The organism is Cupriavidus sp. H18C1 (genome assembly GCF_049311595.1).
GTDB lineage: Bacteria > Pseudomonadota > Gammaproteobacteria > Burkholderiales > Burkholderiaceae > Cupriavidus > Cupriavidus cauae.
Map to the genome: position 1 here is coordinate 724,738 of NZ_CP186009.1, position 13,710 is coordinate 738,447.

Here is a 13,710-nt window from a genome sequence, read left to right on the forward strand (position 1 = left end):
TGTCTTCCACAAATCGAGAGAATCGACGGGCAACGATCTTCGGGCAGCGAATCTTCCAATCCAACCGTGGGGCGCCGATGGACCGCGTATCCGACATCCTGACCTTCCTCGCCATCGCCGAGCAGGGCAGCCTGAGCAAGGCCGCCCGGCATCTGGGCCGCTCGCTGCAATCGGTCAGCCGTTCGCTGGCGCTGCTGGAACGCAGCCTGGGCGTGCAGTTGGTGCAGCGAACCACCCGCCGCTGCCAGCTGACCGAGGCCGGCGAGGCGTTCCGGCATCGCGTCGCGCCCGCCATGGCGGAGTTGAACGAGGCATGGGATGCGGCGTCGAGCCTCAGTTCGTCGGCATCCGGCACGCTGCGGGTCAGCGCACCGGTGCTGTTCGCACCGGCGTATATCGTGCCGGTGGTCGCGCGCTACATGGAGCGGCATCCGAAGGTGGAAGTGGAGCTGGCGGTCAGCGACGCCTTCACCGATCTGCGCGCGGAAGGGCTGGACCTGGCGGTACGGATCGGCGAGGTGACCGACGACAACCTGAAGGCGCGCCGGTTGGCGATGCTGCGGCGCGTGGCCTTCTGCTCGCGCAGCTATGTCGCGCGCCACGGCGTGCCGGCGCATCCGCGCGAACTGGCCGCGCATCGCTGCGTCGTGCGCAGCAGCGAGGGCAACGACGCGCGCTGGCCGTTCCTGGTCGACGGCAAGCTGCGGCGTTTCGCGGTGGGTGGGAGATTCCGTGCAGGGAGCACGGCGGCGGTCAACGAGGCCGTGACGCTGGGCCTGGGCATCGGCTTCGGTCCGCTATGGCAGGTGCGGCATCTGCTCGACCAGCGGCGTCTGGTCACTGTGCTGGACGCGTTCGAGGCGCCGACGATCCCGGTGCAGGCGGTATGGCCCGCGGCGCGCGCGATTCCGGCCAAGACGCGGGCCTTTATCGATCTGCTGGCGGACCATCTTGACGGCCAGTCGTTATAGCGCTGCCGGCCTCTGCGCTGCAGCGTTGCCGCTCCTGCGACTGCCAGCGCGGGGCGGCAGTCCTTACTTCGCGAATACCTGACTCATATCGCCGAAGGCCTTGAATTCGAGCGCATTGCCCGACGGATCGAGGAAGAACATCGTCGCCTGTTCGCCGACCTGGCCCTTGAATCGCACATGCGGTTCGATCACGAACTTGACGTTGGCCGCGCGCAGCTTGTCGGCCAGCGCCTCCCATTGCTCCATGGACAGGATCGCGCCGAAATGGCGCACCGGCACGTCGTCGCCATCGACCGCGCTGGTCGAGCGATGCCCGGTCTCTTCGGGCGACAGGTGCGCGACCACCTGATGGCCGTAGAAGTTGAAATCGACCCAGCTGTCGGAGCTGCGGCCCTCGGGGCAGCCGAGCAGTTCGCCGTAGAAGCGCCGGGCCTCGGCCAGATCGTGCACGGGGAACGCGAGGTGGAACAGGGGAATGGTTTGCATGGGTGTGTGTCGGCCTTTGTGGAGGGGAAGCCCCGGGCTGCGGCGTGGTATGGTCCCGGAAATTCTACTCAGCACAAGTCGCGATATGAAGCGGATCATTTTTGCGCTCAGTATCAGAGATTTCGATGAGATTTCGATCTGATCCCGAATCAGATCCCGATGCGTTGCCGCCGAGTCCTTCGCCATGATCCGTTACTTCCGCACTTTCCTCGTCGCCGCCGAGACCGCTTCGTTTTCCCGCCGCGGCGGCGCGGCTGTCGCTGACGCAATCGGCGGTCAGCACGCAGATACGGCGGCTGGAGGAGGATCTGGGCTGCGCGCTGTTCGATCGCACCGGCAAGTCGGTGGCGCTCAGCGAGCAAGGGCGCAAGCTGCTGCCGGAGGCGGTCCGCTTCGTCGAGCTGTACGAATCGATGAAGGGGCAGGCGCACGCCGCTCCGGCGCTGACGCCGATCGACCTGGGCGCGGTGTCGACGGTGCAATCGACGCTGCTGCCCAAGGCGATGCAGCGCTTTCGCGCCGATTATCCGAAGACTCACGTCAATATCGTGCCCGGCATGTCGACGCAGTTGCTGACGCAGGTCGACGCGCGCGAGCTCGAGGTCGCGGTGATGATCAAGCCCCGGCTCGGCATTCCGGCCGAGCTGAAATGGCTCCCCCTTGCTGAGCGAGCCCTTCGTCGCGATCGCGCCGCGCGGTGCGCCGCGCGAGCTGAAAGCGATGCTGGCCGCGCTGCCCTTCATCCGCTACAACCGGCACTCGGCCGGCGGACATCTGGTCGACCGCTATCTGAAGCGCCATCGGCTGCGCGTCGACGAAGGCATGGAGCTCGACGAGCCGGCGGTGATCCTGCAGATGGTCGACCAGGGCCTGGGCTGCGCGATCGTGCCGGCCGATCTGCTGCCGCTGGCGCAATGTCCGAACGTGCAGGCCGAGCCGTTGCCGGGCCGGCCGATCCATCGCGAGGTCGGCGTGCTGGCGCGGCCGTCGGCGCTGTCGCGCGCGCCGACCGCTGCGCTGATCGAGGCCTTCGTCATCGCGGCGCGCCAGTGGCGCGGGCGGCGGACCCGGTCGCGCTGAGCGGGACCTGGCCGGACGGCTCCGACTCGCATGTCCGAATCCGGCTGGTCGCCTCGCCGGAAAGCGGTAGCATGCAGCCATGGAACTCGATCCCGACACTTGCTACCGCGCCGTGGTTTCGCACGACCGCCGCTTCGACGGGCGCTTTTTCGTCGCCGTGTCGTCGACCGGCATCTACTGCCGGCCGGTCTGTGCGGTGCGCACGCCCAAGCGCGAAAACTGCAGTTTCTTCGCCACCGCGGCGGCGGCCGAGAAGCACGGCTATCGGCCCTGCCTGCGCTGCCGGCCCGAGCTGGCGCCAGGCCACGGGATTGCCGACCTGTCGGGCCGGCTGGCGCAGGCGGCGGCGACGCTGATCGACGAGGGCTTCCTGGCCGATGCCGGTGTGCCCGAGCTCGCCGCGCGCATCGGCGTCACCGAGCGGCACCTGCGCCGGCTGTTCACCGCGCAGTTCGGCGTCTCGCTGGTCGACTATGCGCAGACGCAGCGCCTGCTGCTTGCCAAGCGGCTGCTGACCGATACCGCGCTGCCCGTCACAGAGGTGGCGCTGGCAGCCGGCTTCGGCAGCGTCCGCCGCTTCAACGACGTGCTGAAGACGCGCTACGGCCTGGCGCCCACGGCGATGCGCAAGCGCGCCGCGGGCATGCCGGCCGACCGCCTGGTGTTCGAGCTCGGCTACCGGCCGCCGCTCGCGTGGGCCGCGCTGATGCAGTTTCTCGGCGCCCGCGCGGTGCCGGGCGTCGAGCAGATCCGGCCGGATGTGCACGGCGGCGAATACGGGCGCACCGTGGCCGTCGAAGTGGGCGGACGCCTGCACAGCGGCTGGATACGGCTCGCCCTGGTCCCGCAACGCCACGTGTTCCGCGTGACGCTGTCCGGTTCGCTGGCGCATGCCATTCCGCAGGTGCTGGGCAAGGTCCGGCGCCTGTGCGATCTCGGTTGCCGGCCCGACGTGGTCGATCGCCACCTGGGCGCGTTGGCCGCCGAGATGCCGGGCATGCGCTTGCCGGGGACCGTCGACGGCTTCGAGATCGCGGTGCGGGCGGTGCTCGGCCAGGTCGTCTCGCTGGCCCAGGCCCGCGCCATGCTGCATCGGCTGGTGCAGGCCCATGGCGTGCCGCTGGCCGTGCCGATGGACGAACTGCGCGCCTGCTTTCCGAGCGCGGCCACGCTGGCCGCGCTGCCGGTAGCGGAACTCAATGCGCTCGGCGTGCCGATGGCCAAGGCCCGCGCGATCCACGCGATCGCCACGGCCGTGGTCGACGGCAGGGTGTCGCTGGAGCCGGGCGTGGAGCCAGCGCAGACCGTCGCGGCCCTGTGCGCCATCGACGGGGTGGGCGACTGGACCGCGCAATACATCGCGATGCGCGCGCTGGGCTGGCCCGATGCGTTCCCGGCCACCGACTATGCGCTTCGCAAGGTGCTCGGCATCGAGCGCAACGGCGAGATGCTGCGGCACGCGGCGCAATGGGCGCCGTGGCGCGCCTACGCGGCCATGCATCTGTGGCGGCAGTACCAGGACATGCAGGACCGCCGCGAGCAGGAACGTGCCACGGCGCGCGCGGTGCCCCCCGGGCGGTGGCGGGACGACCGGCGCGCAAGCCGTGTCGCCCCGCGCCCGACGGACGCGCCGCCCTCAACTACAGGAGCAGCCAACATGATTCACTATCGTTCGATGCCGGGCCCGCTCGGCGACGTGCTGTTGCGCGCCGAAGACGGCCATCTGACGGGGATGTTCTTTGCCGGCCAGAAATACCATCCGGCCGGACCCTTCGACACCGGTGCCGTTGACGCGCGTAATGCGCGGCTGCTGGCGCAGGCGGCGCAAGAACTGACCGAATACTTCGCCGGTGCGCGGCAGCGTTTCACCGTGCCGCTGCGCCTGGCCGGCAGCGCCTTCCAGCAGCAGGTCTGGCAGGCGCTGTGCGAGATCCCGTTCGGCGAGACCGTCAGCTATGGCCAGCTGGCGCTGGGCTTGGGCCTGCCGCCCGGCCATGCGCGCGCGGTCGGCAGCGCGGTGGGCCGCAACCCGATTTCGGTGATCGTCCCCCTGCCATCGCGTGCTGGGCGCCAAGGGTGCGCTGACGGGCTATGCCGGCGGTACCGACCGCAAGCAGGCGCTGCTGCGGCTGGAAGGCACGGCGGCGGCGCCGCACCTGCCGCTGTTGCGCGACGCGGTGGCGGCCGCCGCATGACGGCAGCCGCATAACGAGGGCCCGTAACGGTAGCCTCGTAACGGCAGCCCCGTAACGGCAGCCACATCGCGCTACCCGCGCCGCACCCGGAACGCACCCGTAACCGCGCGCCGACATGCCACGGCTCTTTGTCGCACTGGAAACCCCGCCCGCGCTGGCGGCCTCGCTGCTCGCGACGCTGCCGCGCGAGCGCGGAATCCGTCCGACGCCGGCCGCCCAGGTCCATCTGACGCTGCGCTTTATCGGCGAGGTCGATGAGGAACGGGCCGCGGCGATCGACGAGGCGCTGGCCACGATCGCCGCCGTTGCGGTCCCGGTGCAAGTCGTCGGCGTCGGCCGCTTCGGCAGGCGCGGCGGCATCCTGTGGGCCGGCGTCGCGCCCGCGGAACCGCTGCTGGCCCTGCATGGCGCGCTCGATCTGGCGCTGCGCGATGCCGGGATCGAGCCCGAGGCCCGTCCCTTCCATCCGCACCTGACGCTGGCGCGCTGCGCGCCGCATGCGCCCGAGCCGCTGCTGCGCGAGTGGGTGGCCGCGCAACGGGAACTGGCCTGCCCGCCCTATCTGGCGCGGCGTTTCGTGTTGTTCGAGAGCCGCCTGCAGCGGCAGGGCGCCGAGCATCGCTGCCGTCGGGCCTTCGGCTTGCTCGAGGCGGACCGGGACAACCCCCCGTAAGTCGGGCTCAAGTTTTGCGCCGAGGATGCCGTTTCTGTACTAGAGTCCCATCGCCCGCAATCTGGATCCCCGCACCCGCCCGCGTGATTTCATGAGTTCCCACGAGTCCATCGACCAACCCGAGGCCGCCGCCCCGTCCGACGAGCAGTACCGCCTGACGCATGCCTCGCAGATCGGCACGGTGCTGCGCGATCTGGCGTGGCAGAAATGCACGCTGAACGTGCGTTCCGGCCGCGGCCGGGAAACCGTTTCCTCGGTGCTCCACGTCGATCCAGGCAGCCGCACCTTTATCTTCGACTGGTGCCGGACCGACGAGGAAGCGCGCGCGGTGCTGGAAGCCGAGGAAAACGCGATCTCCGCTTCGCTGCGCGGCGTGCCGGTCAACTTCACCATCGGCCAGCCGGAACCCGTGCAGTATCAAGGCGGCCCGGCATTCAAGGCCCCGTTCCCGGACAAGCTCTATCACTTCCAGCGCCGCCGGCATTTCCGCGCGCGCACGCTGGTGACGCGAGGCTATGGCTGCGAAGGGCGGCTCGACGACGGTACCGTGGTCAAGCTCGATATCTCGGATCTGTCGCTATCGGGAGTGGGCCTGCGCTCGCGCACGGTCGGCGATACGCAGTTGCCGGTCGGTACGCGCATCGCGCGCGCCCGGCTCGATTTCCGCGAGCTGGGCAAGCTCGATCTGGATCTGCAGGTGGTGGGACATTGGCTGGTGGGCCGCGACGACAGCGCGATACATCATTTCGGCTGTGCCTTCGTCAATCCGGACGGGCGGCTGGAAAATACGCTGCAGCGGCTGGTATTCGCGCTGGAATTGGCCCATCGCGGCTGATAAAAGGCGCGAGCGGATCGCATCCGAAATCGGCGGAAATTGCCGCCGGCTATCACATCGTTCCGGCCAAAACGGGATATCCAGCGTCGTTGAAAGCCACTGAGTCCCCGCTTTGGCGGAATGACGCGCGGCTTGGCGGCCTCGCGCCGTTTCTTCCTTATTGCGGCTTGCTCTGCGCCACCATCGTAAGGGCGAGCATCACATCGCCGGACAGGCGGCCACCGTTCGATGGCATGCCGGCATCTTCCAGAATGGCCCACAAATTCTCGGAGCCGGCTGCAATCCGTTGACGCAGTTCGGCGAGATAGGCCTGTTCGGCGGGCATCAGGGGTCTCTCTGCCATGCGCATATCCGCGACGATTGCGCCAAGCGAGATGTCATCGAAAGTCATATTGGTGTTGCGGTAGTCTCTTTTTTTGGCAAGAGTCTTTCGGGTTCGGACTTGTTGGACGGTGATTTTAGCAATGTATATCGCAACGCGATGCATTGAATACCGCGACTTTTTTCCAGTCTATTCCGAGGAGTGATGGCGGCGACGCGCCTCGCGCTTTAAAGCGTCACGATTGTGAGCATTGCGACATGATTGGCTTCCAATAAGCGGCGCAATATTGGCGCACCATGTCGATTGTCGTTGTGGCGAGGCGACAGCCGCGCAGGAATGGCTTGATGCGGCATGGTCATGCCGCGTCGTTATGCCACGTCCTCATGCCCTGTCGTCATGTCCCGTCGTCATGTCCTGTCGTCATCCCCGATATTTACGCCGCAATCAGCCTGCTCATTTCCATCGCGGCCTCGCGCATGCGGGGCAGCATGCGGGCAAGCATCTCCGCTTCGCCGACCTGCGTGGGCCGCACGCTGACGCTGATGCCGGCCACGACCTCGCCCGATTCCGCATGCACCGGCACCGCGAGCGCGCGCAGATCGAGCTCCAGTTCCTCGTCCACCACCACATAGCCGAGCGTGCGGGCCTGCTCGAAGCACGCCTCAAGCTCGGTGCGCGATACCTTGGTCTGCAGCGTGCGCGGCCGCAGCTCGGCGCGCTCGAAGTACGCGTCGCGTGCCGGCTCGTCCAGATGGGCCAGCAGCATGCGGCCAATCGACGTGCAGAAGGCCGGCAGGCGGCTGCCCATGCCGAGCGCGTGCGACAGCATGCGGCGCACCTCGCAGCGGGCGAGATACAGGATGTCGGTGTCTTCGAGGATCGCCAGCGCGGAGGTCTCCCCCGACCGCCGCGCTGAGCCGGTCCAGGATCGGCTGTGCCTGCGCGACCAGCGCGGTCGACGAGAAGTAGGCGTGGCCGAGATGCAGCACGCGCGGGCGCAGCGCGAAGCGGCCGTCTTCCTGGCTGACATAGCCGAGCCGCTGCAAGGTATAGAGGCAGCGCCGTACCGAGGCGCGCGACAGCTGCGTGCGCTGCGCGATCTGTGAAATGGTCAGGGGCCGCCGGCGCTCGGAGAAGGCTTCGAGCACGTGCAGGCCGCGGGCCAGCGACAGCATGAAATTCGGATCGCCGGCGTACTGGTCCAACTGGTCCGGACGCGCCGGCGCCGTGCGCGGTGGGGCGGCATCGGCGCGCGCGGCGTCGGAGGCAGCGGGAGCAGCGGGAGCAGCGGGGGCGGCAGGCGCCGGAGCGGCGGTGGAGCGGGTGGCGTCCATACGGAAAAGGGCCGGAAGAGGGCCGCAGCGATCGTTCGATAATCGCGCATCATAACCGGCGCCGCGCCGTGCGGGGAAATCCGCGGCTGGCGCCGCGGGGCGATGCCCGCGCGCTCCGCGCATACGCCGCCGCGGGATACAAGCATTCGCCGCCGCGCGATCCGAGCATTCCCCGCCGCGCGATCCGCCCGTTCGCCGTCGCGCTATTCCGCCAGCGCCGCCAGGATCTCCGCATGCAGCCGGCGATCGCCGCAGGCCACCACGCGTCCGCCATGCTGGGGATCGTCACCGGTCCAGCTGGTGATGATGCCGCCCGCGCCTTCGACGATCGGGATCAGCGCCTGCACGTCGTAGGGCTGCAGCCCGGCCTCGACCACCGCGTCGACATGGCCCGCGGCGACCATGCAGTAGGCGTAGCAGTCGCCGCCATAGCGCAGCAGCCGCGCGCGATCGGCCACGCAGCGGAACGCCTTCCATTCGGGCTCGTCGCCGAACATCTCCGGCGTGGTGCACATCAGCTTGGCGTCGGCCAGGCTCGCGCAGGGCCGCGTGCGCAGCGGGGTCTTGCCGAGCCACGCGGCGTCGCAGGTGCCGACGAAGCGCTCGCCGGTGAACGGCTGGTCCATCACGCCGAGCACGGGCCGGTCGCCGTCGTTCAGCGCGATCAGCGTGCCCCACAGCGGCAGGCCGGTGATGAAGGCACGCGTGCCGTCGATCGGGTCGAGCACCCAGGTCAGCGGCGACGTGCCCTCGATGCGCTCATGCTCCTCGCCATGGATGCCATGGTCGGGATAGGTCGCGGCGATCAGCTCGCGCATCGCGGTCTCGGCGGCCTGGTCCGCGGCGGTGACCGGGTCGAAGCGCCGACCGCCCTTGTCCTGCACCTCGGCATGGGTGCGGAACAGCGGCAGGCTTTGCGCCGCGGCCGCGTCGGCCAGGCGGTGGGCGAAGTCCAGATATTCGTTCAGGCGTTCGGCGGGTAGCGGCATGGCGGTGGCGGCGGTGGTTGCAGGAAGGGACGTGGAACGAGACGCAGGCAAGGGCGCAGGAAGGGCCGGCAACGATCGGCCGATGCAGCGATGGTACGTCGGTCCCGGCGGCCATGCCAGCCGCCTCGCGGGAAGCGCTCGCCCCGGACCCGGCCTAGCGCCGGTTCGGCGCGACGATGCCGAACCGCTCCATCTGCCGGTAGACCGTCGCGCGCGAGATGCCGCAGGCCGCGGCGACCTCGGTCACGTTCCAGTGGTGCGCCTGCAGCGCGGCCAGCAACTGGCGCGCCTTCGGATCGTCGGGGACCGGCGAGCCGGCGGAATCGGATGCGGGCACGGATGCGGGCACGGACGGGGGGCATGGAGGCGGGTACCGACGCGGCAAGCGCGCGCGGCGGGCTCGCCGTGCCGGCGTCGGTCACCTCGGGCGGCAGGTCGCCGAGATCGATATGGCCGCCGTCGCTCATCGCCAGCGCGAAGCGCAGCACATTGCGCAGCTGCCGCACATTGCCGGGCCAGTCGTAAGCCAGCATCGCGCGCCACGCGTCGCTCGACAGCGTGGCGTCGATCTGCAGTTGGGCCGCTTCCTCCTGGCAGATGCGTTCGATCAGATAGGCCTTGTCCTGGCGTTCGCGCAGGGTCGGCAGATACAGCGTCGCGCCGCACAGCCGGTAATACAGGTCCTCGCGGAAGCGGCCCTCGGCGATCAGCTGGCGCAGGTCCCGGTGCGAGGCCGCGACCACGCGCAGGTCGACCGCGACCGGACGCTGCGCGCCGAGCGGGGTGACCTCGCGCTCGGACAGCACGCGCAGCAGCCGGCTCTGCAGGTGCAGCGGCATGTCGCCGATCTCGTCGAGGAACAGCGTGCCGCCATCGCTCTGCGCGATCAGGCCCCGCATGCCCTTGCCGCGCGCGCCGGTGAAGGTGCCCGCGGTGTAGCCGAACAGTTCGCTTTCGATCAGCGTCTCGGGAATGGCGGCGCAATTGACTGCGATGAAGGCATGCTCCCGCCGGTTGCTGCTCTGATGCAGCGCCTTGGCCAGGACCTCCTTGCCGGTGCCGGTCTCGCCGTGGATCAGCACATTGAGCGGCTTGTTGGCGAGGCGCTTGGCCTGCGTGATCAGCCGCTGCATCTGCGCGTCGTCGGCGCCCAGCGCATCGAGCGCGGCGGTGTCGCCGGGCTCGGGCGCCGCCGGCGCGGCAATGCGATGCGGCATCACGCGCGGCGCGATCGCGCTGGCGTAGTAGACCTCGTCGCCATGCGTGCGCAGCGTGGCGCGATCGGACGACATGCCGGCGCGTGCGATCCGCCACAGATCGCTCATGCTCTCGCGGAACAGCATCGTCAGCGGGCGCCCAATCACCGGGCCATGGTCCGCCGCCCGCAGCGCGCGGCGCGCGCCGCTGTTGATGCCGCAGACGATGCCGTCGGCGTCGAAGGCCACCATGATCTCGCCGCTGACGTCGACCAGCGACCAGGTCGCGCCCAGCCGCAGGATCCAGCGGTCGCGGAAGTAGCGCAGGAAATTCGCGTCCTCGATCATCTGCGCGTACATCGCCGTCATCTGCAGCGCCAGATGCTGGCTCTCGCGCGGACCGGGCGAGGTCAGCGCCGAGACGTCGAGCACGCCGAGAAAGCCGCCGGTGGGGTCGAACAGCGGCGCGCTATTGCAGGTCAGGCTGATGTGCGAGACGTCGAAGTGGTCAGTCTGGTGGCAGGTCACCGCATGCTGCTCGACGATGCAGGTGCCCACCGCGCAGGTGCCGGCCTGGCGCTCGCTCCAGTCGGCGCCGAGATAGAGGCCGGAACTCTTGAGTTCGCGATCCCACTGGTCGTTGCCGATGAAGTCCACCGCGATGCCGTGCGAATCGGTCAGCAGCAGCACGTAGCCGAGCGAGGACATGCGCTTGTACAGCTGCTCCATGCCGGTGCGGGCCACACCGAGGAAGTCCTCGATCTGGTCCTTGTGCTCTCGCAGCCGTCCCGCCTCGACGATATGGGCCGGCATGCGGCGGCCGGGGTCCATGCCGTACTCGTTCACGCAGCGGATCCACGAGCGCTCGATCTCGCTGAGCGGCGGCCGCTCCGGATCGGCCTGGCTGGCGAGCGTCAGCACCTGCTCGACATGCGCGTGCCGGTGGGCGGCTTGCTTAGCACTGATCACAGGGTCTCCTTCGCTGCGCCTTGCCGTGGGGACGGTCGACGCTTATCTGCTGTTGTCTTCGTGGTGTTATCCAATATAGACCCGGAGGCGGACGGCGTCGGTACTGCGGGCCGCCTTTTCCCTCTCCCCGGCCCCTCTCCCGCGGGCGGGAGAGGGGAGCCCCCCAACGGTGGGCGAGAGCGCTGCCCCTTCCCAGGCACGACGCCTTCCCAGGCGCGACGACCTTACACCAGCCCCGGGGCGGACTTCAATCCCGACAAGCCCGGGCTCAGACCTCGCCCTTGCGCAGCGCGCCGGCCAGGTATTCGGCCTGGCGGATGGCCAGCGCGACGATGGTCAACGTCGGATTGGCAGCCGAGCTGGAGGTGAACTGGCTGCCGTCCGAGACGAACAGGTTCTTGACGTCGTGCGCCTGCCCCCAGCGGTTGACCACGCCGTCGCGGGCGTTGGCACTCATCCGGTTGGTGCCCATATTGTGACTGGCGGGATACGCCGGCATATCGATGACCCGGGTCGCGCCGACCGCCTCCGACAGCTTGCGGAACTGCTGCAGCCCGTGCGCCGCGATGGCGTCGTCGTTGCGGTGGTAGGTCTTGGTCACGATCGGGATCGGCAGGCCGTACTGGTCCTTCTCGGTCGGATGCAGCGTGATGGTGTTCTGCTCGCGCGCCATGTCCTCGCCACAGACCCAGATCGCGGTCATGTGGTCGTACTGCTCCAGCGCCGAGGTCACGTCGCGTCCCCAGCCGCCGGGCTTCATGAAGGCGGCCGTATAGGGCAGGCCCAGCGCCAGTCCCTCCAGGTAGTAGCCGCCGTTGAAGCCGCGCTTGGTGTTGAGCGCGACCTCGTCGGCCACCACCGCGCCGATATCGAAGCCGCGGTACATGTAGACCGGCTTGCGATGGATCGCCACCGCGGCCGCGGTGGCGTGGTTCATGTAGTTGCGGCCGACCTGGCCCGAGGAATTGGCCAGTCCGTTGGGGAACAGCGTCGACGCCGAGTTCAGCAGCAGACGCGCCGATTCGATCGAATTGCCGGCCACGCAGACCACGCGCGCCTTCTGCAGATGCTTGCGCCCCTTGCTGTCGGCATACAGCACGCCGTTGACCTTGCCGGACTTGTCGTGCTGGACCTGCAGCACCATGCTCTCGGGCCGCAGCTCGACGCGGCCGGTCGCCAGCGCCTTCGGGATCTCGGTGTAGAGCGCCGACCATTTGGCGCCGATCTTGCAGCCCTGCATGCAGAAGCCGGCCTGCTGGCATGCGGGACGCCCGTCGTAGGGCGTGGAATTCGAGGCCACCGGCCGCACGATCTTGCGATAGCCGATCTTGCGCGCGCCGGCTGCCACCACCTTGTACTGGTTGCTTTCGGGCATCGGCGGCTGGCCGCTGGCGGCGCTGCCGGTCACGCCCATCTTCTTCTCGGCCTTGTCGTAGTACGGCGCCAGTTCCTCGTAGGTGATCGGCCAGTCCAGCACGTTGGCGCCTTCGACCTGCCCGTAGATCTGCCGCGTGCGGAAGTCGTGCGGCTGGAAGCGCAGCGCGACGCCGGACCAGTGGATGGTCGAGCCACCGACCGCCTTGACGATCCACGCGGGCAGGTTCGGATAGGTCTTGGTGTGGTGCCAGCCGCCGGCCGAGATCCGCTTGTCGAGCCACGAGATCTTGCGGAACATCGCCCATTCGTCGTTCTCGAAGTCGGCCTGCGTGTAGTGCTTGCCGGCCTCGAGGATCACGATCTTGCCGATGCCCCGCTGCGCCAGTTCGTTGGCCAGCGTGGCGCCGCCCGCGCCGGAGCCGATGATGACGACCGCGTCGCGGTCGTTCAGGTCGATCCGTGTTGCCATGTTTTGTCTCCAGTGTTGTCTCGATGCGGTACCGCGGTACGGTCAGCGGTGCCGTCTGTGCGGCCCTGCGATGCGCTTGCGGATCGAATCGCGGACCAGATTGCGGACCAGATCGCGGATCGAATGGTCCGATCAGATCCAGTCGATGTCGTTGAAGCCGCGGTTGGCGTAGCCGCCCTTCTCCCAGGAAGAGCCCTCGTAGCCGAGCAGCGGCCAGACCGCCTTGTTGTCGTAGAGGCTGGTCACCATCTCGCCGCGCACCTTCTCGAAGAAGGGCGTGGTCTCGATGGCCTTGAGCAGCGCGACGCGGTCGGCCTCGTCCTGCAGCTGCGCATAGGGTTTGCCGTGCTTGCGCTGCGCGGCCGCGTCGAGTTCGCGTACGCCCCGCTGCAGCAGCGTGCGCACGGCCTTGTCCTTGGCGGCGGCCTGGTCCAGCGGCGCGATGGCCTGCACGTAGTAGCGGTCGGCGAAGCGGTCGTGCGGAAAGATGTCGCGCGCCATCACCAGCAGCGTGCGCGCGGTCGGCGTGCCCAGCGCCTTCAGGTCAGTGACCAGCGCCTCGCGGGCAGGCTTGGCCAGCGCGCCGGGCGAGACCACGGCGACGCCGATGGCGGCCAGCCCCGTGCCGCGCAGAAAGCCGCGCCGGGTCACCGGCTGGGTCTTGGCCACGATGCGCATGCCGGCCGCGGGCGCGGCGGCATCCGCTTGCTGGATGTCGTCTTGCATTTGTCGTCTCCTTCGGTGGGATATCGGTATCGTTGTGTTTGCTGCGTTGGGCGGCGGTTGGGCGGCATCCGGCGGCATTCGGCGGCGT

9 protein-coding genes and 4 pseudogenes are annotated in these 13,710 nt (G+C 68.8%); 6 read left to right on the forward strand and 7 right to left on the reverse strand.

Annotated elements, in window-relative coordinates:
• Positions 1-77: 77 nt before the first annotated feature.
• Entirely contained in the window at positions 78-971 is an 894-nt protein-coding gene (locus tag OJJOAM_RS19095) for a LysR family transcriptional regulator (protein ID WP_422650741.1), read from the forward strand.
• 63 nt (positions 972-1,034) lie between these two features.
• Here the strand turns inward: OJJOAM_RS19095 and OJJOAM_RS19100 are convergent, their stop codons facing one another.
• Entirely contained in the window at positions 1,035-1,457 is a 423-nt protein-coding gene (locus OJJOAM_RS19100; RefSeq protein WP_422650742.1) for a VOC family protein, read from the reverse strand.
• 184 nt (positions 1,458-1,641) lie between these two features.
• Here OJJOAM_RS19100 and OJJOAM_RS19105 point away from each other — a divergent pair.
• The 5 genes and pseudogenes from OJJOAM_RS19105 (at position 1,642) to OJJOAM_RS19125 (ending at position 6,240) form a co-directional block, all read left to right on the forward strand.
• Positions 1,642-2,537: pseudogene (locus OJJOAM_RS19105) on the forward strand (LysR family transcriptional regulator).
• Positions 2,538-2,616: 79 nt separating this feature from the next.
• Positions 2,617-4,068 (forward strand): annotated as a pseudogene (locus OJJOAM_RS19110) (DNA-3-methyladenine glycosylase 2 family protein); the annotation flags it as partial.
• Positions 4,069-4,194: 126 nt separating this feature from the next.
• A pseudogene (locus tag OJJOAM_RS19115) lies at positions 4,195-4,732 on the forward strand (methylated-DNA--[protein]-cysteine S-methyltransferase).
• Between the two features lie 115 nt (positions 4,733-4,847).
• Positions 4,848-5,405 (forward strand): RNA 2',3'-cyclic phosphodiesterase, encoded by a 558-nt coding sequence (thpR, locus tag OJJOAM_RS19120; RefSeq protein WP_422650743.1) that lies wholly within the window; start codon positions 4,848-4,850, stop codon positions 5,403-5,405.
• A gap of 91 nt (positions 5,406-5,496) precedes the next feature.
• Complete coding sequence (locus tag OJJOAM_RS19125; RefSeq protein WP_422650744.1) at positions 5,497-6,240, forward strand: flagellar brake protein; 744 nt, start codon at positions 5,497-5,499, stop codon at positions 6,238-6,240.
• 157 nt (positions 6,241-6,397) lie between these two features.
• Here OJJOAM_RS19125 and OJJOAM_RS19130 read toward each other — a convergent pair whose 3' ends face one another.
• The 6 genes and pseudogenes from OJJOAM_RS19130 to OJJOAM_RS19155 all read right to left on the reverse strand — a co-directional run bounded on the left by OJJOAM_RS19130 (position 6,398) and on the right by OJJOAM_RS19155 (position 13,622).
• A complete protein-coding gene (locus OJJOAM_RS19130; RefSeq protein WP_006576881.1) occupies positions 6,398-6,631 on the reverse strand; it encodes a hypothetical protein in 234 nt (77 codons plus the stop codon).
• Between the two features lie 364 nt (positions 6,632-6,995).
• Positions 6,996-7,737, reverse strand: a pseudogene (locus tag OJJOAM_RS19135) (IclR family transcriptional regulator domain-containing protein).
• A 362-nt stretch (positions 7,738-8,099) separates the two neighbouring features.
• Complete coding sequence (hisN, locus tag OJJOAM_RS19140; RefSeq protein WP_422650745.1) at positions 8,100-8,885, reverse strand: histidinol-phosphatase; 786 nt, start codon at positions 8,883-8,885, stop codon at positions 8,100-8,102.
• Positions 8,861-11,050, reverse strand: coding sequence for a sigma-54-dependent Fis family transcriptional regulator (locus tag OJJOAM_RS19145; protein ID WP_422650746.1), 2,190 nt, complete (start codon positions 11,048-11,050; stop codon positions 8,861-8,863). Before OJJOAM_RS19145 ends, hisN begins: the two co-directional genes overlap by 25 nt.
• A gap of 268 nt (positions 11,051-11,318) precedes the next feature.
• Entirely contained in the window at positions 11,319-12,896 is a 1,578-nt protein-coding gene (locus OJJOAM_RS19150) for a GMC family oxidoreductase (protein WP_422650747.1), read from the reverse strand.
• A gap of 132 nt (positions 12,897-13,028) precedes the next feature.
• Positions 13,029-13,622: a gluconate 2-dehydrogenase subunit 3 family protein gene (locus OJJOAM_RS19155; protein ID WP_422650748.1), complete on the reverse strand. Its 594-nt coding sequence runs from the start codon at positions 13,620-13,622 to the stop codon at positions 13,029-13,031.
• Between the last annotated feature and the right edge of the window lie 88 nt (positions 13,623-13,710).